Source organism: Sanguibacter keddieii DSM 10542, from assembly GCF_000024925.1.
Taxonomy (GTDB): Bacteria; Actinomycetota; Actinomycetes; order Actinomycetales; family Cellulomonadaceae; genus Sanguibacter; species Sanguibacter keddieii.
The window spans coordinates 2,320,256-2,343,058 of record NC_013521.1; the positions used below are offsets into that span (position 1 = coordinate 2,320,256).

Annotated in this window: 20 protein-coding genes; 4 read left to right on the forward strand and 16 right to left on the reverse strand. The window is 72.6% G+C overall.

Annotation, left to right across the window (positions count from 1 at the left end):
• Positions 1-2 precede the first annotated feature (2 nt).
• Together SKED_RS10195 and SKED_RS10200 are read right to left on the reverse strand one after the other, a co-directional pair.
• A complete protein-coding gene (locus SKED_RS10195) occupies positions 3-1,910 on the reverse strand; it encodes an ABC transporter ATP-binding protein (protein ID WP_012867071.1) in 1,908 nt (635 codons plus the stop codon).
• On the reverse strand, positions 1,907-3,727 hold the full coding sequence (locus SKED_RS10200) for an ABC transporter ATP-binding protein (RefSeq protein ID WP_012867072.1): 1,821 nt from the start codon (positions 3,725-3,727) through the stop codon (positions 1,907-1,909). Before SKED_RS10200 ends, SKED_RS10195 begins: the two co-directional genes overlap by 4 nt.
• Before the next feature lie 157 nt (positions 3,728-3,884).
• Between SKED_RS10200 and SKED_RS10205 the strand changes: the two genes are divergently transcribed.
• Complete coding sequence (locus SKED_RS10205) at positions 3,885-4,529, forward strand: TIGR03085 family metal-binding protein (RefSeq protein ID WP_012867073.1); 645 nt, start codon at positions 3,885-3,887, stop codon at positions 4,527-4,529.
• 55 nt (positions 4,530-4,584) lie between these two features.
• Here SKED_RS10205 and hisF read toward each other — a convergent pair whose 3' ends face one another.
• From hisF to SKED_RS10255, 10 genes are all read right to left on the reverse strand, one after another.
• Positions 4,585-5,358: an imidazole glycerol phosphate synthase subunit HisF gene (hisF, locus tag SKED_RS10210; protein ID WP_012867074.1), complete on the reverse strand. Its 774-nt coding sequence runs from the start codon at positions 5,356-5,358 to the stop codon at positions 4,585-4,587.
• A 56-nt stretch (positions 5,359-5,414) separates the two neighbouring features.
• Positions 5,415-6,380 (reverse strand): FKBP-type peptidyl-prolyl cis-trans isomerase, encoded by a 966-nt coding sequence (locus tag SKED_RS10215; RefSeq protein WP_012867075.1) that lies wholly within the window; start codon positions 6,378-6,380, stop codon positions 5,415-5,417.
• Positions 6,381-6,450: 70 nt separating this feature from the next.
• Positions 6,451-7,818, reverse strand: coding sequence for a Pup--protein ligase (gene pafA / locus SKED_RS10220; RefSeq protein WP_012867076.1), 1,368 nt, complete (start codon positions 7,816-7,818; stop codon positions 6,451-6,453).
• The gene (gene prcA, locus SKED_RS10225; protein WP_012867077.1) at positions 7,815-8,582 is read right to left on the reverse strand and encodes a proteasome subunit alpha; all 768 of its coding nucleotides are present in this window, start codon (positions 8,580-8,582) and stop codon (positions 7,815-7,817) included. Before prcA ends, pafA begins: the two co-directional genes overlap by 4 nt.
• Positions 8,579-9,436 carry a proteasome subunit beta gene (gene prcB, locus SKED_RS10230; protein ID WP_012867078.1) on the reverse strand — a complete coding sequence of 286 codons (858 nt, stop codon included), beginning with the start codon at positions 9,434-9,436 and terminating at the stop codon, positions 8,579-8,581. The genes prcA and prcB overlap by 4 nt, the downstream gene beginning before the upstream one ends.
• A gap of 6 nt (positions 9,437-9,442) precedes the next feature.
• Positions 9,443-9,634 (reverse strand): ubiquitin-like protein Pup, encoded by a 192-nt coding sequence (locus tag SKED_RS10235; protein ID WP_012867079.1) that lies wholly within the window; start codon positions 9,632-9,634, stop codon positions 9,443-9,445.
• A 138-nt stretch (positions 9,635-9,772) separates the two neighbouring features.
• Entirely contained in the window at positions 9,773-11,362 is a 1,590-nt protein-coding gene (gene dop / locus SKED_RS10240; RefSeq protein WP_012867080.1) for a depupylase/deamidase Dop, read from the reverse strand.
• A gap of 167 nt (positions 11,363-11,529) precedes the next feature.
• The gene (gene arc / locus SKED_RS10245) at positions 11,530-13,236 is read right to left on the reverse strand and encodes a proteasome ATPase (protein ID WP_042439028.1); all 1,707 of its coding nucleotides are present in this window, start codon (positions 13,234-13,236) and stop codon (positions 11,530-11,532) included.
• A 35-nt stretch (positions 13,237-13,271) separates the two neighbouring features.
• Positions 13,272-14,321: a tRNA (adenine-N1)-methyltransferase gene (locus SKED_RS10250; RefSeq protein WP_012867082.1), complete on the reverse strand. Its 1,050-nt coding sequence runs from the start codon at positions 14,319-14,321 to the stop codon at positions 13,272-13,274.
• 32 nt (positions 14,322-14,353) lie between these two features.
• A complete protein-coding gene (locus tag SKED_RS10255; RefSeq protein ID WP_012867083.1) occupies positions 14,354-15,496 on the reverse strand; it encodes a site-2 protease family protein in 1,143 nt (380 codons plus the stop codon).
• Positions 15,497-15,549: 53 nt separating this feature from the next.
• Between SKED_RS10255 and SKED_RS10260 the strand changes: the two genes are divergently transcribed.
• Positions 15,550-16,443 (forward strand): RecB family exonuclease, encoded by an 894-nt coding sequence (locus SKED_RS10260; protein WP_012867084.1) that lies wholly within the window; start codon positions 15,550-15,552, stop codon positions 16,441-16,443.
• Between the two features lie 52 nt (positions 16,444-16,495).
• Here SKED_RS10260 and SKED_RS10265 read toward each other — a convergent pair whose 3' ends face one another.
• Complete coding sequence (locus SKED_RS10265) at positions 16,496-17,317, reverse strand: HAD family hydrolase (RefSeq protein ID WP_012867085.1); 822 nt, start codon at positions 17,315-17,317, stop codon at positions 16,496-16,498.
• A gap of 87 nt (positions 17,318-17,404) precedes the next feature.
• Between SKED_RS10265 and SKED_RS10270 the strand changes: the two genes are divergently transcribed.
• On the forward strand, positions 17,405-18,325 hold the full coding sequence (locus tag SKED_RS10270; RefSeq protein ID WP_012867086.1) for a PAC2 family protein: 921 nt from the start codon (positions 17,405-17,407) through the stop codon (positions 18,323-18,325).
• Between the two features lie 28 nt (positions 18,326-18,353).
• On the opposite strand, the gene SKED_RS10275 is transcribed toward SKED_RS10270, so the two are convergent.
• Together SKED_RS10275 and mshC are read right to left on the reverse strand one after the other, a co-directional pair.
• Positions 18,354-19,286 carry a helix-turn-helix domain-containing protein gene (locus SKED_RS10275; protein WP_012867087.1) on the reverse strand — a complete coding sequence of 311 codons (933 nt, stop codon included), beginning with the start codon at positions 19,284-19,286 and terminating at the stop codon, positions 18,354-18,356.
• A gap of 119 nt (positions 19,287-19,405) precedes the next feature.
• Positions 19,406-20,683 carry a cysteine--1-D-myo-inosityl 2-amino-2-deoxy-alpha-D-glucopyranoside ligase gene (mshC, locus tag SKED_RS10280; protein WP_012867088.1) on the reverse strand — a complete coding sequence of 426 codons (1,278 nt, stop codon included), beginning with the start codon at positions 20,681-20,683 and terminating at the stop codon, positions 19,406-19,408.
• A 100-nt stretch (positions 20,684-20,783) separates the two neighbouring features.
• Here mshC and SKED_RS10285 point away from each other — a divergent pair, with 100 nt between their 5' ends.
• The gene (locus SKED_RS10285; RefSeq protein ID WP_012867089.1) at positions 20,784-21,830 is read left to right on the forward strand and encodes a magnesium and cobalt transport protein CorA; all 1,047 of its coding nucleotides are present in this window, start codon (positions 20,784-20,786) and stop codon (positions 21,828-21,830) included.
• A 67-nt stretch (positions 21,831-21,897) separates the two neighbouring features.
• Here SKED_RS10285 and SKED_RS10290 read toward each other — a convergent pair whose 3' ends face one another.
• Entirely contained in the window at positions 21,898-22,755 is an 858-nt protein-coding gene (locus SKED_RS10290) for an undecaprenyl-diphosphate phosphatase (RefSeq protein WP_012867090.1), read from the reverse strand.
• Positions 22,756-22,803: the final 48 nt, after the last annotated feature.

Below are 22,803 nucleotides of genomic sequence, written 5' to 3' on the forward strand. Positions count from 1 at the left end.
GCTCAGCGGACCTGCGAGACCCACGCCTCGTGCATGCGGGCGTACTGGCCGTCGGCCTGGACGAGCTCGGCGTGCGGCCCCACCTGGGCCACCCGCCCGGCGTCGACCACCACGACGAGGTCGGCCGCCTCGGCGGTCGAGAGCCGGTGCGCGATGGTGATGGTGCTGCGGCCGTGCGTGAGCGAGTCGAGGGCGCGGGCGATGCGTACCTCGGTCGCCGGGTCGACCGCGCTCGTGGCCTCGTCGAGGACCAGCAGGTCGGCCTGGGCGAGATAGGCGCGCGCGATCGCGACGAGCTGACGCTCTCCGGCCGAGAGCGACTCCCCGCGCTGCCCCACGGAGGTGTCGAGACCCTGCGGGAGGTCGGCGACCCAGTCGGCGAGACCCAGGTCGGTGACGGCTCGCTCGAGGTCCGCGGCGAGGCGCGGGTCGCGGACCCGTCCGGCCGACCGTCCGGGCTGCAGGTGGTCGTGCGAGAACGGGGCGTCCGGGTCGTCGAGCTCGGGTCGGTGGCCGTAGGCGATGTTGTCCGCGAGGGTCCCGTCGAAGAGGAAACCCTCCTGGGGGACCATGACGATCCGCTGCCGCAGGCTGGCGGCCCGGATGGTCCGGACGTCGGTGCCGTCGAGCAGCACGGTGCCCTCGGTCGGGTCCATGAGCCGGGTCGCGAGCTTGGCGATCGTCGTCTTGCCCGAGCCCGTCGCTCCGACCACAGCGACCTTGGTGCGCGGCGGGAGCGCGAGGTGCACGTCGTGGAGGACGGTCGCGCCACCCGGGTAGGCGAAGGTGACGCCCCGGAACTCGACCGCGGCCGCTCCGCGCGGGCTGTGCACGCCGTCCTCCCCCGGGTCGGCGACCATGACGGGCGTCTCGAGGACAGCCAGCACGCGCCGCCACCCGGCGACGGCGTTCTGGAGCTCGTTGAGGATCTCGGTGGCCATCTGGACCGGGCCGGTGAAGAGCTGGACGAGGAACAGGAAGGCGAGCAGCTGTCCGACGGACAGCCCGCCGCCCACACCGAGGTACGTACCGGCGATCACGACGGCGCTCAGCACGATGTTGGCCACCATCACGCCGCTCGAGAACACGACGGCGACGAGCTTCTGCGCGCGGATGGCGGACTGGCGGTGGTCGTCGACCGACGCGTCGATCCGGCGCTGCGTCCGGCGGCCCACGCCGTAGGCGCGGATGGTCTCGGCGCCGACCACGGCCTCGGAGATCGCCCCGAGCATGGCGCCGACCTTCGCGCGCACCGCGGTGTAGGCCTGGTTGACCTTCTTCTGCGCGGGGCGCAGCACGAAGAACAGCGGGATGAAGCAGACCCAGACGACGACGGTCAGCTGCCACGAGTAGGTGAGCATGAGCCCGGTGGCCGCGAGGATCTGGAGCATCGAGACGAGGAGCATGATCCCGCCCCACTGCACGAACAGCGAGATGGTGTCGACGTCGGAGGTCACCCGCGAGACGAGGGACCCGCGGCGCTCGGTGTTCTGGGACAGCACCGAGAGGTCGTGCACGTGCCGGAAGGCCTTGACGCGCAGTGACGCGAGGCCCGTCTCCGTGCTCGTGAACAGCCGGACGTTGACCAGGGCCGAGCAGGTGCCGGCGAGGACGAGCACGACGGCGGCCGCGCTCACCAGCCACGCGACACGCTGGGTGTCGACGCCGCCGGGCGCCATGATCCCGGTGTCGACGGTCTGCTGCACCGCGAGCGGGACGACGATGCGGCCGGCCGCCGCGAAGACGGCCAGCAGGAAGGTGAGCTTCCACCCGACGAGGATCTCGGGCGAGACCTGGACGCCGCGTCGCAGGGTCGCGAAGACCCCGAGCTCGCTCGCCGAGGCGATCGAGCTGTGCGTGGCCTTCTCCTGGTCTGCGGGAGACGTGCCGGTCGTGCGGTCGGCGCTCACGCCTCGTCCTCTCGTCGGGTGGCCTCACGCTGGTAGGCGAGGGCGAGGTCCTGGAATCCTGCGTCGCGCTCGAGCAGCTCGGCCGCGGTCCCGACGTCGACCACGCGGCCGGACTCGAGGTGCACCACGCGGTCGGCGAGCGCGACGCTCGACATGCGGTAGGCGACCATGACCACGGTGGTCCCCGACCCGGCGCGCAGGCCGGCGAGGATGGCGCGCTCGACCTCGGGGTCGACCGCCGAGGTGGCGTCGTCGAGGACCAGCAGGCTCGGCTGGCGCACCAGTGCGCGCGCGATGGCCACGCGCTGGCGCTGCCCGCCCGAGAGGTTGGCCCCGCGCTCGCCGAGCGGGGAGTCCAGGCCGCCCGGCAGGGCGCGGACCACGTCCGCGACCCGGGCGAGCTCGAGCGCAGCCCAGACCTCGTCGTCGGTGAACGAGCCCTGGTCGCCGACGTCGGCGAGCGTGATGTTCCCGCGGATCGTGTCCTCGAAGATGAAGGTCGACTGCGAGACGAAGGCCACCGCGCCGGTGACGGCCTCGGCGGTCAGCTCGCGGGCGTCGACACCGTCGAGCAGCACGTGGCCGCTCGTCGGGTCGGAGAGCCTGCTGAGCAGCGAGACCAGCGTCGTCTTGCCCGCACCGGTCGGGCCGACGACCGCGAGGGTCTCCCCCGGCTCGACCTCGAGGTCGACACCCTCGAGGATCTGCACGCCGCCGGCGGCGCCGTGCACCCGCACGCCGACACCCTCGAGCCGCACCTGCAGCCCTGCGGAGCCGTCGCCCGACCGCGGGGGTCGTGTGCGGGTCCCGACCGAGAGCGCGCCCGGGGCGTCGAGCACCTGCGCGATGCGGTCGTGGCCGACGAGGCCGCGCGGGATCTCGCCCAGGACCCAGCCGAAGGCGCGGACCGGGACCGACATCATCGTCAGCAGGTAGGCAGCGGAGACCACCTGACCGGTCTCGACGTAGCCGCCCGACACCCGGGAGGTGCCCACGAGCAGGACGAGGAGCGTGCCGACCGAGGGCAGGAACTCGATGATCGGGTCGAAGGCCGCACGGACCTTCCCGACGCGGATGTTGGCGGCCCGCAGCGCTGCGGCCTTCTCGGCGAAGCGTGCCTCCTCGCGGTCCTCGGTGCCGAGGGCCTTGACGAGCAGGGCGGCCTCGAAGCTCTCGTGGGCGACGTCGGCGACCTCGGCGCGCAGCTGCTGCGCCCGGGTGATCGCCGGGGACATGTACTTCTGGAACACGAGGTTGACCAGCACGGCGAGCGGGAGCACGACGAGCGCCGCCACGGCGAGCCAGACGTCGAGGCTCAGGAGGGCGACCGCGGCGATGAGGATCATCACGCACACGCCGAGCGCGAAGGGCAGCGGGGTGAACACGCCGGTGGCGGCCTCGACGTCCGAGCTGACGTTGGACAGCAGCTGACCGGTCGGGTGCGCGCGGTGCCACGACATGGGCAGCTCGAGGTACCGGCGGGTCACGGCACGCCGGTGGTGGGCCTGCAGGTTTGACAGCCCGACGCCCGCGAAGATGCGTCGCGCGGCGACGCTGAGGGCGAGGCCGAGGCCGACGGCCGCCAGGAGCAGCCCGCCGATCCAGGCGCGTCCGGCGGCGCTCGAGCCGTCGAGGGCCGGTACGACCATCTCGTCGGTGACCCAGCCGAGGACCTGGCTGACGGCCACGGTGAGACCGCCGAAGACGGCGGAGGCACCGATGGCCCAGAAGTAGACAGCAGGTTCCGTCCGCAGTCCTCGGCCGATGAGGACGGCAGAACGGCGCGAACGTGAACCCGTGAGGGCGTGCGAGGTCACGGAGAGGGGTCCTTCCACAGGGGTGTCCACAATATTCTCACAGGCCACCGACACTCCCCTCTCCTCCGGCTCGGCCGCAGCAGGTCGGGCGCGCACCCGCTGCTCCCCCGCCGCCCCACCCGCTGCTCTGCTGCGGAGGGCGTGCCAGGATGGGGCCATGGCCCAGACCTGGAACGCGACCGAGCGCGCGGACATCGCCCGGACACTCACCGCAGCAGGCCCCGGAGCCCCCACGCTCTGCGTGGGCTGGGAGTCGCAGCACCTCGCAGCCCACCTCGTCCTGCGCGACCGCACGCCGTGGTACATGCCGCCGTCGCGCCTCGAGTCGGTCGCCGCGACCTCGACCGACCCGGCGGGGTACGCCGACCTCGTCGCCAAGGTCGCCGAGGGCCCCGGCAGGCTCTCCGCGGGCTACTGGTTCGCCGAGCAGATGAACCTGCTCGAGCTGTTCGTGCACTCCGAGGACCTCCGCCGCGCCGGCCCCGACGGTGCTCGCAGCACGGACGTCGACCCCGAGCACGGGCGGGCGATGTGGAAGCAGTTCCGGCTGTTCTCGCGCCTGCTGCTGCGGCCGGCGCCGGTCGGCGTCGTGCTCGTCGTGCCCGACGGACCGCGCGTCGTCGCCCGCAAGCCGCGATCCGGCACCGGCTCCGTGGTCGTCACCGGCGAGCTCGCCGACGTGATCCTCTACGCCTTCGGGCGCGGCGCGAGCACCCGGGTGACCTTCCAGGGTGAGCCTGCCGACGTGCGAGCCCTCGTGGCACGGTTCCCCGGACCGCCCGAGGAGACGACGGCGGCCTGACCGGCCAGAGCCGGACGACGGCTGGCGCCGGACGACGACCGGCGCCAGACCGGTGCTAGAGGCGGACCGGCACGCCGTCGGCGGCCATCGCCCGCTTGACCTCGTCGATCGTCAGGCGCCCGAAGTGGAAGACGCTCGCCGCGAGCACGGCATCCGCGCCGGCCCGGGCCGCAGCGGTGAAGTCTGCCGGCGAGCTCGCGCCACCGCTCGCGACCATCGGCACCGTCACCTCGGCGCGCACCTGGGCGAACATCTCGAGGTCGTAGCCGTCGTAGGTGCCGTCGGCGTCCATGGAGTTGAGCAGGATCTCGCCGGCGCCGAGGGCGGCGGCACGCGCCGCCCACTCGACGGCGTCGATGCCGGTCCCCCGCCGTCCGCCGTGCGTGGTGACCTCGAAGCCCGAGTCGGTCCGGACGTCGTCACGCACGCGGCGGGCGTCGACCGAGAGCACGAGGACCTGGCTGCCGAAGCGGTCGGCGATCTCGGCGATGAGCTCGGGCCGCGCGATCGCCGCGGTGTTGACCCCGACCTTGTCCGCGCCGGCCCGCAGCAGGCGGTCGACGTCCTCGACGGTCCGGACGCCGCCCCCGACGGTCAGCGGGATGAAGACCTCCTCGGCCGTCCGACGGACCACGTCGTAGGTGGTCTCGCGGTTGCCCGAGGACGCCGAGACGTCGAGGAAGGTCAGCTCGTCGGCACCCGCCGCGTCGTAGGTCCGCGCGAGCTCGACGGGGTCGCCGGCGTCGCGGAGGTTCTCGAAGTTGACGCCCTTGACCACGCGACCTGCGTCGACGTCGAGGCACGGGATGACGCGGACCGAGACAGACATGCACTCCTGCTTCCTCAGGGATCGCCCGGCCTCACGGCTGCGGGCGGCTCCCGCGGTCATGCCGGAGGAGACACCGCGAGTATATCGACGACGTAGACCAGGGTCTCCGTCGCGAGCTCGTTGCCGCTCGGGCCGAAGCCCAGACCGGGTGGCACCACGAGCATGACCTCGCTGCCGACGGGCAGGTCGACGAGGCCCTCCTCGAAGCCCTCGATGAGCTGGTCGGCGCCGAGGGTGACGGTCAGCGGACGCAGACCCTCTCCCCACGTCGTGTCGAAGACCTCGCCCGACGACCACCGGACGGCGAGGAGCTGGATGACGACCTGCTGCCCGCTGGCCACCTGGCCACCGGTGCCGCGGATCGTCTGGCGCACGACCGGCTCGGCGGGCGGCTCGACGCCCTCGGGGATCGTCACCGTGGGGACGCCGCCCTCGCCGTGCTCGACGCTCGGCAGGCCCTCCTCGGGGGCTCGGACGTCGCCCGAGGCGCTCGTCGGGAGGATGTCGATGGTCGACACCAGCGGGGTGCCGTCGGTGTCGGCGGCGTACATGAGCCGGGCGCCGACCGCGTGCCCCTCGAGCACGGCGTACAGCTCGGACCCGATCTCCTCCGGTGTCATGAGGTAGGCGACCGGGACCGAGGCGAAGTCGTCGCGGACGACCGAGCCGTCGGCCCCGCTCTCGGTGTAGACGCGCAGCAGCACCGGGCCGCCCTCGACGAGCTCGTCACCGGCGCCCTCCCACACCACCTGCTCCTGCGGGGCGGAGAGCGTCAGCGGCACCGGGAAGTCGAGCTCGGGGACGGCACCGCCGGTCCCCGTGACGCTGATGGTCGCCTCGGGGGTCGGCTCGAGGGTCGGCGCCTCCTCGGCGCCGGGGCCGCAGGCGGCGAGCACGAGCGTGACGGCGACCGCGGACGCCGCCCACGCCGCACGGCTGCGGGCGAGGACGCCGCGGCGCGTCCGCGGGGCGACAGCAGGGTCAGGAAGAGCTCGGGGGGCTCGAGGGAGGGCACGAGGCATCCGACCATCGTACCGAGGCCGGGGTGGAGGAGCCGTGGAGCAGCCTCACGACTACCTCACATGCGCTCGCTCACATGCTCTCGATGAGGCGGTCGACCCGCTCGTCGACACTCTGGAACGGGTCCTTGCACAGGACGGTGCGCTGCGCCTGGTCGTTGAGCTTGAGGTGCACCCAGTCGACCGTGTAGTCCCGCTTCGCCTCCTGCGCCCGTCGCACGAACTCGCCCCGGAGCCGTGCCCGCGTGGTCTGCGGCGGGACGGCGGTGGACTCGAGCACCTCGACGTCGCTGGTCACCCGCTCGACGAGCCCGCGCGCCGCCAGGAGGTTGTAGAGCCCCTCGGTCCGCGAGATGTCGTGGTACGCCAGGTCGAGCCGGGCGATCCGGGGGTCGGAGAGCTCGAGCGAGTGCTTCTCCTGGTAGCGGCGCACGAGGCGGTGCTTGATCACCCAGTCGAGCTCGCGCTCGACGCTCGTGAGGTCGCCCGACTGCAGCGCGAGCAGGCCGCGCTCCCAGAGGTCGAAGACCTTGCGGTCCGTGTCGGACACCTCTCCGGTCGACTCGACGAAGTCGCGGACCTTGACGAGGTACTCCTGCTGGAGGTCCACGGCCGTCACCGTCCGCCCGGAGGCGAGCGTGATCGGTGCCTTCCCGGTCATGTCGTGGCTGATCTCACGGATGGCGCGCATGGGGTTCTCGAGGGCCATGTCCCGCATCGGGACACCCGCCTCGATCATGCGCAGCACCATGTCGGTCGCGCCCACCTTGAGCATGGCCGTGGGCTCGGCCATCGACGAGTCCCCCACGATCACGTGCAGACGACGGTAGAGCTCGGCGTCGGCGTGCGGCTCGTCGCGGGTGTTGATGATCGGGCGCGAGCGCGTCGTGGCGCTCGAGACCGACTCCCAGATGTGGTCGGCTCGCTGCGACAGGCAGAAGGTCGCCCCCGCCGGTGTCGTGAGGATCTTGCCGGCGCCGGTCAGCACCTGCCGGGTGATGAGGAAGGGCACGAGGATGTCGGCGAGCCGGGTGAAGTCACCCTGCCGGCGCACGAGGTAGTTCTCGTGGCAGCCGTAGGAGTTGCCGGCCGAGTCGGTGTTGTTCTTGAACAGGTGGATCGTGCCGGGGACGCCCTCGAGCTCGAGCCGCTGCTGCGCGTCGGCCACGAGACCCTCGAGGATCCGCTCGCCGCCGCGGTCGTACGTGATGAGCTGACGGATGTCGTCGCACTCCGCCGTCGCGTACTCGGGGTGCGAGCCGACGTCGAGGTAGAGGCGCGACCCGTTCCGCAGGAACACGTTCGACGAGCGCCCCCAGGCCACGACCTTGCGGAACAGGTAGCGCGCGACCTCGTCGGCCGACAGCCCCTGCTGCCCCGGAGGGGCGGCGCAGGTGATGCCGTACTCGGTCTCGAGCCCGAAGATCCGTCGCGTGCTCACAGGTCACCGCCGTCGGTCGCGGCCGTTCCGGCGGGCCCAGGCTCTCCGGTCGGTCCTGAGGTACCTGCCGGAGAAGCGAGCAGGTCGTCGAGCACCGGTCCGGCGACCCTGCGGAAGGCCCGGCGCGGACGCGTGCGGTCGAGCACCGCCACCTCGAGGTGGGTGGCGGGGATCTCGCGGGGGGAGCCGTCGACCGGCGGCCCGGCGAGCACCTCGCGGACCAGCCGGAGGACCTCGGAGAGCGTCAGGCCGGGGCGCCACCGCTCGGTCATCGCCGTGCCGAGCTGCTCGGCCTCGCCGCCCATCACCACGAAACCGTGCTCGTCGGCGACGGAGCCGTCGTACGACAGCCGGTAGATCTGGTCGTCGTGGGCGGTCGCACCGACCTGGGCGACGACGATCTCGACCTCGAGCGGCTTCGACTCCGTCGTGAACACCGTGCCGAGCGTCTGCGCGTAGGCGTTGGCGAGCCCGCGGGCGTCGACGTCGGACCGGTCGTAGGAGTACCCCCGCAGGTCCGCGTACCGGACGCCGGCGACCCGGAGGTTCTCGAACTCGTTGTACTTGCCGACCGCCGCGAAGGCGATGCGGTCGTAGATCTCCGAGATCTTGTGCAGCGCGCGCGACGGGTTCTCCGTCGCGAAGGCGATGCCGCCGTCGTAGGCGGCCACGACGACGGAGCGGCCGCGGGCGATGCCCTTGCGGGCGTAGTCGGCGCGGTCCTTCATCAGCTGCTCGGGCGAGACGTAGAACGGCATGCTCATCGCAGGTCACCTCCGAGCGATCCGTGGCGCGAGCGGGAGGAGCGGGCCTGCCGGGTCCGCTCGAGCGAGATGTCCTCGACGACGCTCTCGAGGGCGTCGTCGCCCTGACGCAGGTAGCCGGCCTCGCTGACGGTCGCGACGACGGGCCAGATCTGCCGGACGGCGTCGGGTCCGCCCGTCGCCGAGTCGTCGTCGGCCGCGTCGAACAGCGCCTCGACGACCACCCGGACCGCGGCCTCCGCGTCGAGGCCGGGGCGCCAGAGCTTCTTCAGCGCGCCGCGCGCGAACACCGAGCCGGAGCCGACGCTGTGGTGGTCGAGCTCCTCGTAACGGCCGCCGGTGACGTCGTAGGAGAAGATCCGCCCGCGGCGCTCGACCAGGTCGAAGCCCGCGAACAGCGGCACCACGGCGAGCCCCTGCATCGCGAGGCCGAGGTTGCCGCGGATCATCGTGGACAGGCGGTTCGCCTTGCCGTCGAGGGACAGCAGGGTGCCCTCGATCTTCTCGTAGTGCTCGAGCTCGAGCTGGAACAGCCGGACGAGCTCGAGGGCCAGACCGGCGGTCCCGGCGATGCCCACGGCCGAGAACTCGTCCGCGGCGAAGACCTTCTCGATCTCGCGGTGCGCGATCATCGAGCCCGAGGTCGCGCGGCGGTCCCCCGCCACGACCACGCCGCCGTCGAAGGTCGCCGCGACGATGGTCGTGCCGTGCGGTGCCGGCGGCGCCGAGCCGGCGGGCAGCGCCCGCGACGAGGGCAGCAGCGAGGGGTCGTGCGCCGCCAGGAAGTCGACGAAGGACGAGCTTCCCGGGGTCATGAAGGCCTGCGGGAGCCGTGCTGGGTGCTCAGCCGTCATGGCGGGTCACTGCCCGCCCTTCTGGACGAAGCCGCGGACGAAGGACTCGGCGTTCGTCTCGAGGACGTCGTCGATCTCGTCGAGCAGGGCGTCGACCTCGGAGTCGCGTGCCTGGGCGGCAGCCGGGGCGGGCGGGGCGGCCGCGTCGTCAGGCTCGCGGTCCTGCGGGGAGTGCTGCTGGCGTTCCTGACCGGCCATGGGGTCCTCCTTGCCTCGGTGCCTCGCCTCACGGGCGTCGACAGGCTCCCATCTCACCACATCGGCGGCCTCGACGAGCGACGAGTCCACAGGTCGCACGGCATGTCGGCCGTGATCGGGGCTGCGTGGGCAGGCCCCTCAGCCGAGCAGCGCCGCCAGGAACGTCTCGGCGTCCGGGCTCTCGGCGAAGAGCCGGCCGACGTGCTGCTCGCTGCCGCGCCACGGGTCCATCATCGGGACCCGCTGGAGCGAGGGAGCCCCGGGCAGGTCGAAGATCACCGAGTCCCAGCTCGCGGCCGACACCACGGCCGGGAACCGGGCCATGACCTCGCCCCTGAAGTACGCCCGGGTGTCGGTCGGCGGGTGGGCCACCGCCTCGACGACGGACTCCTCGGTCACGAGACGCTCCACCGCGCCGGCCGTGACGAGCCGCTGGTAGATGCTGCGCTCAGGGCGCACGTCCGACCACTGCAGGTCCATCGCGCGCAGCCGGGGGTGGTCCCACGCGAGCCCGTCGCGGCTGCGCAGCCCCTCGAGCAGGCGCAGCTTCGCGACCCACTCGACGTCCCGGGCGCAGGAGGCCCGGTCGGTCGCGAGGCGGTCGAGGACGCTCGCCCAGCGACCGAGGACCTCGTCGGTCGCCGGGTCGTGGGAGCCGAGGGCGTCGACCGCGTCGCGGACCACGTCGAGGTACGCCTGCTGGAGGGCGAGGGCCGTCATCCGTCGGCCGTCGGCCGTCTCGAGCTCCTGGGTGAGCGCGAGGTCGCGGCTCACCTGGGACACCGCCGCCACGGGGTCGTGCAGGCGCAGCGCGGCGAGCGCCGCCTGGGCCCCCGGGAGCTCTTCCAGGTGCTCGAGCGCCCACAGGACCGCGGACGTGGAGCCGAGCTTGAGGTACGTCGCGGTCTCGAAGAGGTTCGCGTCGCCGATGATGAGGTGGAGGCGGCGCCACCGCCTGCGGTCCGCGTGCGGCTCGTCACGGGTGTTGACGATCGGGCGGCGCAGCGTCGTCTCGAGGCCGACCTCGGCCTCCATGTAGTCGGCGCGCTGCGACATCTGGAAGCCGGCCTGCTGGCCGGTCGGTCCCAGGCCCACGCGCCCGGAGCCCGTGAACACGGTCCGGGTCACGAGGAAGGTCGTGAGGAGCTCGACGATCACGCCGAAGGGCACGGCGCGGTCCACGAGGTAGTTCTCGTGCGTGCCGTAGCTCGCGCCCTTGCCGTCGACGTTGTTCTTGTACAGCTGGAGGTCCACGCCCATGTGCGCGGCGACCTCGCGCGCCGCGGCGACCATGACGCGCTCCCCGGCCACGTCCCAGCGGACGCCGTCGAGCGGGTTCGTCACCTCGGGCGAGGAGTACTCCGGGTGGGCGTGGTCGACGTACAGCCGGGCCCCGTTGGTGAGGATCGCGTTCGCGGCGCTCGGGTCGTCGTAGGCCTCGACGGTCGGGCGCTCGATGCTCTGCACCTGGGGCTCGCCCGCGACCGGACCGGCGGGCGCGGGTCGGGTCGGGTCGTCGGTGAGCAGCGACGGGTGCGCCGAGGCGCGGCGCACGTGGAAGCCTCGCGCGTCGAGCAGCGGGTCCTCGTCGTCGTAGTCCCAGCGCGCACGCGAGCGGGCCGACGACGCGATCGCCCGGTAGGCCGTCACCACCTGGCTCGACATGAGCATCGGGTTGGCGGCCGGGTTCCCCTGCTGGTGGACGCCGTACTCGGTCTCGATCCCCATCACTCGTCGCACAGTCACGTGGTCAACCCTAGCCCCGCCCGGCAGGGCCGGCGTCGGGCGTCCACGGGCCACCACCCGAGGCTCCTGCGCTGCTCAGCAAGCCGCCAGAGGCCGCGCAGGCAACGTGCCCCGTGCACAGAGGTGGTCAGAGATCGCTCAGAGGTTGCTCAGAGGTACTGCCCCGTACTGGTCGCCGTCTCGATGGTGCGGCCCGCCGCCGACCGGCCCGACCCGTTCTTGTCCTGGACGATCGTGCGGATGAAGACGATGCGCTCACCCTTCTTCCCCGAGATGCGCGCCCAGTCGTCCGGGTTGGTCGTGTTCGGCAGGTCCTCGTTCTCCTTGAACTCGTCGACGCAGGCCGTCACCAGGTGCTCCACCCGGATGCCGCGCTGGCCCGTGGCGAGGAAGTCCTTGATGGCCGACTTCTTGGCCCGGTCCACGATGTTCTGGATCATGGCGCCGGAGTTGAAGTCCTTGAAGTACAGCGTCTCCTTGTCCCCGGAGGCGTAGGTCACCTCGAGGAACTGGTTCTCCTCGGTGTCGGCGTACATGCGCTCGACGACCCGCTGGATCATGCCGTCGACCACGGCGGCCGTGTCGCCCTGGTGCTCGGCGAGGTCGTCGGCGTGGATCGGGAGGTCGGTGGTGAGGTACTTCGCGAAGATCTCGCGGGCGCCCTCGGGGTCCGGGCGCTCGATCTTGATCTTCACGTCGAGGCGCCCCGGGCGCAGGATGGCCGGGTCGATCATGTCCTCGCGGTTGGACGCGCCGATGACGATGACGTTGTCGAGTCGCTCGACGCCGTCGATCTCGCTGAGCAGCTGCGGCACGATCGTGGTCTCGACGTCCGAGGACAGCCCGGTCCCGCGGGTGCGGAACAGCGACTCCATCTCGTCGAAGAAGACGACGACGGGGTAGCCCTGGGACGCCTTCTCACGGGCCCGGGAGAAGATCAGCCGGATGTGGCGCTCCGTCTCCCCCACGTACTTGTTGAGCAGCTCGGGCCCCTTGACGTTGAGGAAGTAGCTCTTGGCCTGGTTGGCCGTCTCGACCAGGACCGGCGAGCCGTCGACCGTCCCGCCGGCCTCGGCCGCCGCTGCGGCCCGACGGGCCACGGCGGCCGCGAGCGAGTTGGCGACGGCCTTGGCGATGAGCGTCTTGCCGCACCCGGGAGGGCCGTAGAGGAGGATCCCCTTGGGCGGGCGGAGCCCGTGCTCGCGGAACAGGTCGGGGTGGTTGAAGGGCAGCTCGACCGCGTCGCGGATCTGCTCGATCTGCGGTCCGAGGCCGCCGATGTCGCCGTAGTCGATGTCCGGGACCTCCTCGAGGACCAGGTCCTCGACCTCGGCCTTGGGGATGCGCTCGTAGACGAAGCCCGACCGGGTGTCGACGGTGAGGGCGTCGCCCGCACGCAGCGGCGCGCCGGCGAGGGACCCCGCCAGGCGCACGACGCGCTCCTCGTCCGAGCGGCCGACCACGAGGGCACGGCCGTCGTCGAGGAGCTCCTTGACGGTGACGATCTCCCCGACCGGCTCGAACCCTCCCGCGGCGACCACGACGAAGGCCTCGTTGAGGCTGACCTCCTGGCCGGGTCGCAGCTGCGTGAGGTCGACGGAGGGGCTCGCGCCGACGTGCATCTTGCGGCCGGCCGACATCACGTCGAGCGTGCCGTCGCCGTGCTCGGCGAGGAACACCGCGAAGGTGCCCGGGGGCTTGGCGAACTCCTCGATCTGCTGCTGCAGCTCGACGATCTTGCCGCGTGCCTCGCCGAGCACCTGGGCGAGGCGCTCGTTCTGCGCGGAGAGCACGGCGAGCCGGCGGGCGGCGTCCTCAGGCGTGCTCCGGGGGGTGTCGGGTGTCGAGTCGCTCATGGTGAGCCCCTTCCGCTGCGTGAGGTCCGACGATGTCACAGATCGTCGTCGTGCGCCCCCGTGTCCGCGGGGATGTCCTGTGACGATCCGGTCACGCCGGCCTCGGCGACCGCTGCGGTGACGTCGCGGCGCACCCGGCGGACCTTCTTGTCCGAGACGGCGCGCTCGCCGAGGTCCTCGGCGCTCCACTCCTCCTCGGTGACCGGGTAGGAGCCCTTCGAGGGCCGGCGCCGGCGGACGGGCGCGTCGACGCCGTCGGCCATCCGGCGCGTCGTGAGCAGGAAGCCGGTGTGCCCGACCATGCGGTGCTGGGGCCGGACCGCGAGACCCTCGAGGTGCCAGCCGCGGACCATGGTCTCCCACGCCTCGGGCTCGGTGAAGCGTCCGTCCTCGCGCAGGTCCTCGGCGAGCCGCGAGAGCTGGGTGGTGGTCGCGACGTAGCAGACCATGACCCCACCGGGGGCGAGGGCCCCGGCGACGGCCTCGAGGTTCTCCCACGGGGCGAGCATGTCGAGGACCACGCGGTCGACCGAGCCGGGCTCGGCCACGGTCGGCAGCACGTCGGAGAGGTCGCCGATCGACAGCTCCCACGCGGGGTGCGGGGCGCCGAAGAACAGCTCGACGTTGGCGCGGGCGATGTCCGCGAAGTCCTCGCGGCGCTCGATCGAGTGGAGCGACCCGCCGTCGCCGACGGCGCGCAGCAGCGACAGGGTGAGCGCACCCGAGCCGACGCCCGCCTCGATCACGCGGGCACCGGGGAAGATGTCGGCCATGGCGACGATCTGGCCGGCGTCCTTGGGGTACACCACGGCCGCGCCGCGCGGCATGGAGAGCGTGTAGTCGCTGAGCAGGGGGCGCAGCGCGAGGTACTCGATGCCGGAGGTCGTGGTGACGACGGTCCCCTCGGTCTGGCCGATGATCTCGTCGTGCTGGAAGTAGCCGCGGTGCGTGTGGAAGCTGGCCCCCGCGGAGAGGGTGATCGTGTGGAGGCGGCCGCGCGGGTCGGTCAGCTGGACCCGGTCGCCGGGGCGGAACGGGCCGCGCCGGACCTGCGCGCCCGTCGGCTCGGTGGGGGCAGAGGTCACGGGGCTCAGTTCGTCGGTCACAACGGGAGAGTCTAGATCGAGCGGGCCACGTCCGTGGCGTGCAGGGCCCCGACCACGTCCCCGTCGTGCACCAGGATGCACACCGGAGCGTGCGGCGCGGCGTGCAGGACCGCCGTGAAGAGGTCGGCGCCGGAGAGCGCGGCGTCGACGACCGCGACCGTCGGCAGGGCGACGGAGACGGTCCACACCGGGGCCGTGCGGGCGGCGTCGTCCGGGACAGCCGCGAGGGCGTCGTGGTCGACCAGCCCGACAGGCTGGCCGGCCGCCACACCGGCCTCCGGCTGGGGGCCGGCCACGAGGACGAGCTGCACCTGCGCGGCCTCCGCGCCGACCGCGAGGGCGATCTCGCGGGCGCGCTCGACGGTGACGTCGGCGCTCACCGCGACGGCCGGGCGCGCGAGGAGCCGCGGGTCGAGGGCGTCGATCTTGGCGCGGCGGCGGCTCTGGGTGAGGGCGGCCGTCGCCGAGGTCCACATGAAGGAGCCGATGATGGCGGCCCAGACGACCACGAGCAGCTCGACCCGGTACCCGCCGAGGGTGGGGACGGCGATCGCGGCAGCGACGAGGGCGACCGCGAGCACCCGACCGGTCCACGCCGCCGCGACGGTCCCCGAGAGCCGGGACCCGGTGACGGCCCACACGACGGACTCGGTCACCTGGCCGCCGTCGAGCGGGAGGCCGGGGAGGAGGTTGAAGATCGCGACCGCGGCGTTGGCGTAGGCGGTGACGTAGAGGAGCATCGCGACCGCCGAGGACCCGGTGTGCGCCTGGTAGGCGAACCAGGCGAGGGCTGCGAGCACGACGTTGGTGAGCGGCCCGACGACGGCGATCACCGCAGAGCTCCGCGGGGTCGACCGGGTGTCGGTGTACGCGGTGTGCCCGCCCCAGAGCGTCAGCGCGAGCTCCTGGACGACCATGCCGTGGGCACGGGCCGCGAAGGCGTGCGCGAGCTCGTGGAGGAACACCGACACCATGAGCATGACGACGACGACGAACGCGCCCAGCAGGGTCTGCGAGCCGAGCTCGGGGCTGACCGTCCGGACCGTCGGGACGAACAGCAGGGTGAGCACGCCGACCATGAGCAGGGCGGACGGCTTGAGGAGCACGGGTGCTCCGGCGATGCGGCCGACGACCCAGCCTCTGCGCTTCTCCACAGGCGTCACCCTACGTCGCCCAGGTGTGGGTGGAGCACCCTAGGCTCGTCACCATGCAGCACCCCGACCCGCTCCCCGTCCTCGCCGACGTGCCGGCCCAGCCGCCGGCCGCCTCACCGGCCCCTCGCCGCCCCGGGCTGTCCCCGTCGCGCGCCAACGACTTCACCCAGTGCCCCCTGCTGTTCAGGTTCCGGGTCGTCGACCGCCTGCCCGAGCCGCCGAGCTCCGCGGCGGCCCGCGGCACGCTCGTGCACTCGGTCCTCGAGCGCCTGTACGACGCACCGCTCGGCGAACGGACCGTCGAGCTCGCGCAGAGCCTCATCCCGGGCGAGTGGGACCGGCTGCGCGAGGCCTCCCCCGAGTACGGCGAGCTGTTCGCCGACGCCGCGCAGACCGAGGGGTGGCTCGACGGCGCGGGGCGGCTCGTGTCCACGTACTTCACCCTCGAGGACCCCAACCGGCTCGAGCCCGAGTCGCGCGAGACGTTCGTCGAGTCGCAGCTCGACGGCGGGCCGCTCATGCGGGGCATCGTCGACCGCATCGACGTGGCCCCGAACGGCGCCGTGCGCGTGGTCGACTACAAGTCCGGCAAGTCGCCGCGCCCCGGGTACGCGGGCTCGGCAGAGTTCCAGATGCGCTTCTACGGTCTGGTCCTGTGGCGCGAGCGCGGCGAGATCCCCAAGATGCTGCAGCTCGTCTACCTCGGCGACGGGCAGGTGCTGCGCAGCGAGCCCACCGAGGCCCAGCTGCTCGCCACGGAGCAGAAGGTCCGGACCATCTGGACGAGCATCGAGACCGCCGCGACCACCGGGGTGTGGGCACCGAGGCGGTCGAAGCTCTGCGGGTGGTGCGCCCACCAGAGCGTCTGCCCCGAGTTCGGCGGCACGCCGCCCGAGATCGACCCCGACGCGGTCGAGCGGGCGACGGGGGTGCGGCCGGCCGCGTGACCCGCGACCTGACGCCGCACCCGAGAGAGCGGCCCGATCGGGATGCCGGCTGTCAGACCTGAGCGTCCTGCGGGGCGCCGAGCTCGTCGAGGACCTCCCCGGCCACGAGACGGCTGAGGGTCTCCGGCGTGAGCGAGCGCAGCGAGCGGATGCGGCTGAGGCCGGGCTGCGGCTCGACGGGGACCATGACCTCGATGCCGACGGTGGCAGCACCCGAGGCGAGCCCCGAGGCGATGCCGGACGGCGAGTCCTCGACGACGACGCAGTCCTCGACCGCGACACCGAGCATCTCGGCGGCGCGCAGGTACGCCTCGGGGTGCGGCTTGCCCTGCGCCACCTCGTCGCCGGTCACCGTCACGTCGAAGGTCCCCGGCGCGACCTGCGCCACGAAGGCGTCGGCGAAGGACCGGTAGGACATGGTCACCAGGGCGCACGGCACGCCGAGCGCCCGCACGGACGCGAGGGTCTCGACCGCGCCGTCCTGCCACGGGACCTCGATCTCGACCTGTGCGATGACACGGGAGATGAGGTACTCGATGATCTCGGGGACCTCGAGCCGCACGCCGGCGCGCTGCATGATCGCGGCCGAGTCGACCAGGGCCCGTCCCACGAGCTGGAGGCCGTCCTCGTGCGTCCATGGGACGCCGTGCTCGCGGGTGAGCTCACCCTCGGCGGCCATCCAGTAGGGCTCGGAGTTGATGAGCGTGCCGTCCATGTCCCACAGGACGGCGGCGGGCAGACCGGCAGGCCGGGCGCCGGGCGACGCGGCGTCGAGCGGCGCGACCTCGGACGGCGCGGCGTCGGACGAGGTGATGGTCGTGCGCGGGGACTCTGCGGGCGCGGGGACAGGGCTCAGATCAGGTGAGGTGGGCACCCGGCCATCGTATCGGCTCGACCGGCAGGGTCGAGCGGGGAGTCGGCCGACGAGCACCCCGCCGCGAGGGCCAACTAGGCTGGTGGGATGACCGACGAGACCCCTTCAGACGTGACCGACGCCGCGGGCGGCTCGGGCGAGACGACCCCGGCCGTGGAGGCCGTGGTCGCCGACGCCGAGAGTCCCGCCGAGGACGCGATCATGTTCGCGGCCTTCGAGGGGTGGAACGACGCGGGCAGCGCGGCGAGCTCCGCGCTGCTGCACCTCATCGACGTGTGGGGCGCCGAGAAGATCGACGAGCTCGACCCGGAGGAGTACCACGACTTCCAGGAGAACCGGCCGATGGTCTCCACAGCCCCCGACGGCACCCGGCACCTCGCCTGGCCCACCACGACCATCTCGGTCGTCGAGCCTCCGCGCACCCGCCGCCGCGTGGTCCTCGTGCACGGCATCGAGCCGTCGCTGCGCTGGAAGTCGTACTGCACGGAGATCCTCGAGATCGCCCAGAGCCTCGGCGTGACGACCGTTGTGACCCTCGGCGCGCTGCTGGCCGACGTGCCGCACACCCGGCCGATCCCCGTCTCGGTCACCTCGGACGACCCCGCGGTCCAGCACCTGCTCGACGTCGAGGCCAACACCTACGAGGGTCCGACCGGCATCGTCGGCGTCCTGCACAGCGCGGCCCACGAGGCCGGCTTCCACTCGCTGAGCGTCTGGGCCGCCGTCCCGCACTACGTCGCGCACCCGCCCTCGCCCAAGGCCACCGTCGCGATCCTCAGCCGTCTCGAGGCCTTCCTCGCCGAGCCCGTGGACCTCAAGGACCTCCCCGACGACGCCGAGGCCTGGCAGAACGGTGTCGACAAGCTCACCGCAGAGGACTCCGAGATCGCCGAGTACGTCACCCAGCTCGAGGAGGCGAAGGACACCGCCGACCTCCCGGAGGCGAGCGGCGAGGCCATCGCGCGCGAGTTCGAGCAGTACCTCAAGCGACGGGACAAGGACTTCTAGGGCGCGAGGACCAGCAGCGGCGGGCAGCTCACGGGGCCGGTGCCTCAGGGGCGGGTGCCTCGGCGACGGACGTCTCCATGCTCAGCTCCAGGGCCAGCTCCATGCACCGCACGCGCGCCGGGGAGAAGTCGTAGGGCATCATCCCGACGGCCTCGACGACGGTCCTCGGCTCTCGTCCACGAGCAGGGCTGCTGGCCGTGCACGCGGGTTCGTCAGCGGGGTGCAGCTCGTCCCAGGCGTCGAAGAGCGCGTCGTCCTCCTGCGCAGCCCCGGAGTTCTCCATGGCCGCGTGCAGCGCGAGCTCGAACACGTGCCGCTGCTCGGCGACCTGCGCGACGCGAGGGTCGTCGACGGCGACCGTGTCGTCGAGGGCCTCCTCCGCGGCGTCGACACGGTCGGACTCCTCCCGCAGACCAGGGGTGGTGGCCAGGGCGACGAAGCGGCCGGCCTGGACGGCGGCGCCGAGCGGGCTGAAGATCCGCTCCGTGACCAGCAGGGTGTCGAGGTCTGCCTGGCGCAGGGATCCCTCGGGCAGACCCTCGAGGCGGCGGGAGACGAGGTCGTCGAGCAGACCGAGCCGGCTGCCCCGGGTGCGCATCCGCTCGACGGCGGCTCGCTGGCGCCGCAGCTCGGCCTCCTGGGCCACGAGGTTCTGCTCCAGCCGCGCCAGGACGTCTGCGACGTCGCCGCTGCTGCTCTCGCCGTCGGCTCCCGCAGGTGCCGCGTCGGCGAAGGCGTCGCGGACGTCGTCCAGGGCGACGCCTGCATCGGCCATCTTGCGGATCCACAGCAGCCGGATGATCTCGTCGTAGCCGTAGCGGCGGCGGCCGTCACCACCCCGCTCAGGCTCGGGGAGCAGGCCGATCGCGTGGTAGTGACGGATCGCCCGGGGTGTGGTGCCGACGAACGCTGCGGCGTCACCGATCTTGACCTGTCGCGGCGACGTGATGGACGAGAGCATGGGCGGGACCTTCCTCAGGGGGACTGGAGTGAGTCCACCGGATCACATGACGCTACGTGACCTGCAAGCCTTCGGCGTCAGCGCACCTGCCCGGTGGCCCGTCCTGCTCGGCGTCCGTCCTACAGGCGCACGCCCAGCAGCGCGTTGACGGCACGCGAGACGACACCCGGCGCTCCCTCGACCGGCTTCTCCGTGCCGGCGAGCGAGAGCTCGGCCCACCGGTCGACGGCGGCCAGCGCACGGGGCGCGTCGAGGTCGTCGGCGAGGGCTGCACGGACCTCGGCGAGGGTCGCGTCGGCGTCGGGTCCGCCGTTGCCGGAGACCGCCGAGCGCCACGTCTCGAAGCGGGCGACACCCTCGGTGAGGCTCGCGTCGGTCCACTCCCAGTCGGAGCGGTAGTGGTGGGCGAGCAGCGCGAGGCGGATCGCCATGGGCTCGACGCCCTCGGCGCGCAGCCGGGACACGAACACGAGGTTGCCGCGTGACTTGCTCATCTTCTCGCCCTGGTAGCCGACGAGGCCGGCGTGCACGTGCGTCGCCGCGCCGACGCCGTGGACGTCGCCGTCACCGATGAGGCGGGCGTGCGAGGTGCTCATCTCGTGGTGCGGGAACAGCAGGTCGGACCCGCCGCCCTGCACGTCGAAGGGCAGGCCGAGGCCTGCGCGGGCGATCACGGCGCACTCGATGTGCCAGCCGGGACGGCCCGTCCCGAGGGAACCGGCCTCCCAGGCCGGCTCGCCCGGGCGCTCCCGGCGCCAGAGCAGCGGGTCGAGGGCGTTGCGCTTGCCGGCACGCCCGGGGTCTCCCCCGCGCTCCGCGAAGAGCTCGAGCATGGTCGCCTCGTCCATGCGCGACACCTGCCCGAAGGCGCTGTCGGCCGTCACGTCGGCGTACACGTCGCCGAGAGCGGGCGCGTCACCGCCGGCGCCCTCCTCGAGGGGCACGCGGTACGCCGCGCCGGCCGCCACGAGCTCCTCGACCGCGGCGGCGACCGGGGGGATGGTCTCGACCGCACCGAGGTACACGTCGGGCGGCACGACGCCGAGGGCCGTCATGTCCTCGGCGAACAGCGCCGTCTGCTCGACCGCGAGGTCCTGCCACTCGACGCCGGTGGCCGTGGCCCGCTCGAGCAGCGGGTCGTCGACGTCGGTGACGTTCGAGGCGTAGGTGACCTGCTGGCCGGCGTCGCGCCACGCCCGACCGAGGAGGTCGAAGGCCACGTAGGTGGCCGCGTGGCCGATGTGGGTCGCGTCGTAGGGCGTGATGCCGCACACGTACAGCGACGCCGACGGCCCCTCGGCGGCGACGACCAGCCGGCCGGTGGAGCTGTCGTGGACGCGGACGACGTCGCCGCGGCCGGGAAGTTCAGGGATCTGTGGGGCAGGCCAGGTGAGCACGGTCCAACAGTATCCCGAGCTGGAGCCCCTGCTGGGTCGTGTTCAGGGCGCGGGCGGCCCTCTCCCGGCACCGGGTGCGGGCATGGTCCACAATGCAGGCATGACCACCGAGGAGCACTCCGTCACCGTCCGGCGCACGGTCGAGCGGGTCGACGACGAGTGGCACGACCTCGGGAGCGAGGCAGGGACGCCACCGGCAGTCGGTGGTGCCGGGTCCGCAGCCGCCGCCGGCGCAGCAGGGTCCAGCCGGCCGGAGGCACGGTGGTTCGTGGTCGACGACGGCGCGGACGTCCTCGACGCCGCCGAGGAGCGCGGTGGAGACGTCTCGGAGGTCCGTGCCCGGCTGGCACGCACCAGCCACGGCCCGTCGAGCGCGGCCCCACGGGTGGTCCGGGTGAACGACCACGCGCTCTACGTGGTGGTCCCGACCGCAGCCTACGACGACGAGCAGGTCACCACCGGCCGCCTCGTGCTCTTCGCGACCGGGACCATGCTGTTCTCGGCCGAGTCGGGCACGGCCGGCATCACCGAGAAGGTGGCGGAGAAGCTCGCCGAGCACCGCGCCTTCAAGGGCGCCGGCGCCCTGCCCGCGCTCGCCGCGATGCTCGTCGAGCTGCTCGCCGGCGCGTCCGACGTCGAGCTCGCGCTCGGCGACGCGGTGGCGCACCTCGAGCAGGTGGCCTTCGAGCTCGACGAGGACCCGCTCCCCCGGCTGTACAACCTCAAGCGGGAGATCTCCGAGGCCCGGCGTGCCCTGCTGCCCCTGTCGGTCGAGCTGCCCGACCTCGGGGACGACCGCACGACGACCGCGACCGAGTCGCTGCGCCTGGACCGTCAGCTCCTCGAGCGGCTCACCACGCACGCCGAGCGCATAGACCAGCACCTCGAGAGCCACGACAGGCTGCTCTCCGACATGCTCACCGTCCGGCTGTCGCTCGTGTCCGTCCGTCAGAACGAGGACATGCGGAAGATCTCGGCCTGGGCCGCCATCGCTGCCGTGCCGACCCTGGTCGCCGGGATCTACGGGATGAACTTCGAGCACATGCCCGAGCTCTCGTGGACCTGGGGCTACCCCGGGGTGCTCGTGGCGATGGTCGGCATCTGCCTCGGGCTGCACCGCGCCTTCCGGCACAACGGCTGGCTCTGAGCCACCGGGCCCACAGACCGACGCCCGTGGTGGGCGGGCGCCGCCGTCAGAGCGGGTCCGCGTGCGGTCAGACGCCGCCCTGGGCCGTGAGGACGCCGGTCGCCAGGAGCAGCACGACCACGACGGCGAGACCGAGTCGGTAGTACACGAAGGGCTTGTAGCTGAAGGTCGACACGATCTTGAGGAACACGATGATGACGAGGTACCCGACGACGAAGGCGACGAGCGTCGCGAGCAGCGTGGCGCCAGCACCGGGTCCTGCGACGTCACCCGAGGAGCTGAAGAGCTTGTAGAACCCGGAGCCGAGCACCGCCGGGATCGCCAGCAGGAACGAGTAGCGCGCCGCGGCCTCGCGGGAGTAGCCCATGAGCAGCCCCGCGGTGATGGTGCCGCCCGAGCGGGAGACGCCCGGCACGAGCGCCATCGCCTGCGCGAGCCCGAAGTAGAGCGCGTGCCGGGGCGTCAGCTGGTCGAGGGTGCGCGTCTTCTTGCCCACCTTGTCGGCGAGGCCGAGGATGAGGCCGAACACCGCGAGCATGAGCGCGACGAGGTACAGGTTGCGGAAGTTCTGGTCGATCGAGTCCTCGAGCAGGAGCCCGAGGATCACGATCGGGACGCTGCCGAGGCCGATGAACCAGCCCATGCGGGCGTCGTGGTCCTGTGAGCCCATGCGCTCGCGCCACCCCGTGCCGTCGGCGCCGCGCAGCGCGCGCCACCACGCCCGGCAGATCGTCGCGATGTCGCGCCTGAAGTACAGGAGGACGGCGGCCTCGGTACCGATCTGGGTGATGGCGGTGAACGCCGCACCGGGGTCGGAGGAGCCGATGAGCTCGCCGACGATCCGCAGGTGCGCGCTCGACGAGACGGGCAAGAACTCCGTGAGGCCCTGGACGAGCCCGAGGACGAGTGCTTCGATCGCGTTCACGTCGAGACACGTTACCCCTCCACGGGCCCGCAGCCCCGCTCTGGCGCA

Bases quoted from the DNA above. Each gene is read 5' to 3' on its own strand.
- SKED_RS10205 (WP_012867073.1), top strand. From the start codon at position 3,885: ATGGCCCAGACCTGGAACGCGACCGAGCGCGCGGACATCGCCCGGACA.
- hisF (WP_012867074.1), bottom strand. From the start codon at position 5,358: ATGTCTGTCTCGGTCCGCGTCATCCCGTGCCTCGACGTCGACGCAGGT.
- SKED_RS10215 (WP_012867075.1), bottom strand. From the start codon at position 6,380: ATGCCTCGTGCCCTCCCTCGAGCCCCCCGAGCTCTTCCTGACCCTGCT.
- prcA (WP_012867077.1), bottom strand. From the start codon at position 8,582: ATGAGCATGCCGTTCTACGTCTCGCCCGAGCAGCTGATGAAGGACCGC.
- prcB (WP_012867078.1), bottom strand. From the start codon at position 9,436: ATGACGGCTGAGCACCCAGCACGGCTCCCGCAGGCCTTCATGACCCCG.
- SKED_RS10235 (WP_012867079.1), bottom strand. From the start codon at position 9,634: ATGGCCGGTCAGGAACGCCAGCAGCACTCCCCGCAGGACCGCGAGCCT.
- dop (WP_012867080.1), bottom strand. From the start codon at position 11,362: ATGGGGATCGAGACCGAGTACGGCGTCCACCAGCAGGGGAACCCGGCC.
- arc (WP_042439028.1), bottom strand. From the start codon at position 13,236: ATGAGCGACTCGACACCCGACACCCCCCGGAGCACGCCTGAGGACGCC.
- SKED_RS10260 (WP_012867084.1), top strand. From the start codon at position 15,550: ATGCAGCACCCCGACCCGCTCCCCGTCCTCGCCGACGTGCCGGCCCAG.
- SKED_RS10270 (WP_012867086.1), top strand. From the start codon at position 17,405: ATGACCGACGAGACCCCTTCAGACGTGACCGACGCCGCGGGCGGCTCG.
- SKED_RS10275 (WP_012867087.1), bottom strand. From the start codon at position 19,286: ATGCTCTCGTCCATCACGTCGCCGCGACAGGTCAAGATCGGTGACGCC.
- SKED_RS10285 (WP_012867089.1), top strand. From the start codon at position 20,784: ATGACCACCGAGGAGCACTCCGTCACCGTCCGGCGCACGGTCGAGCGG.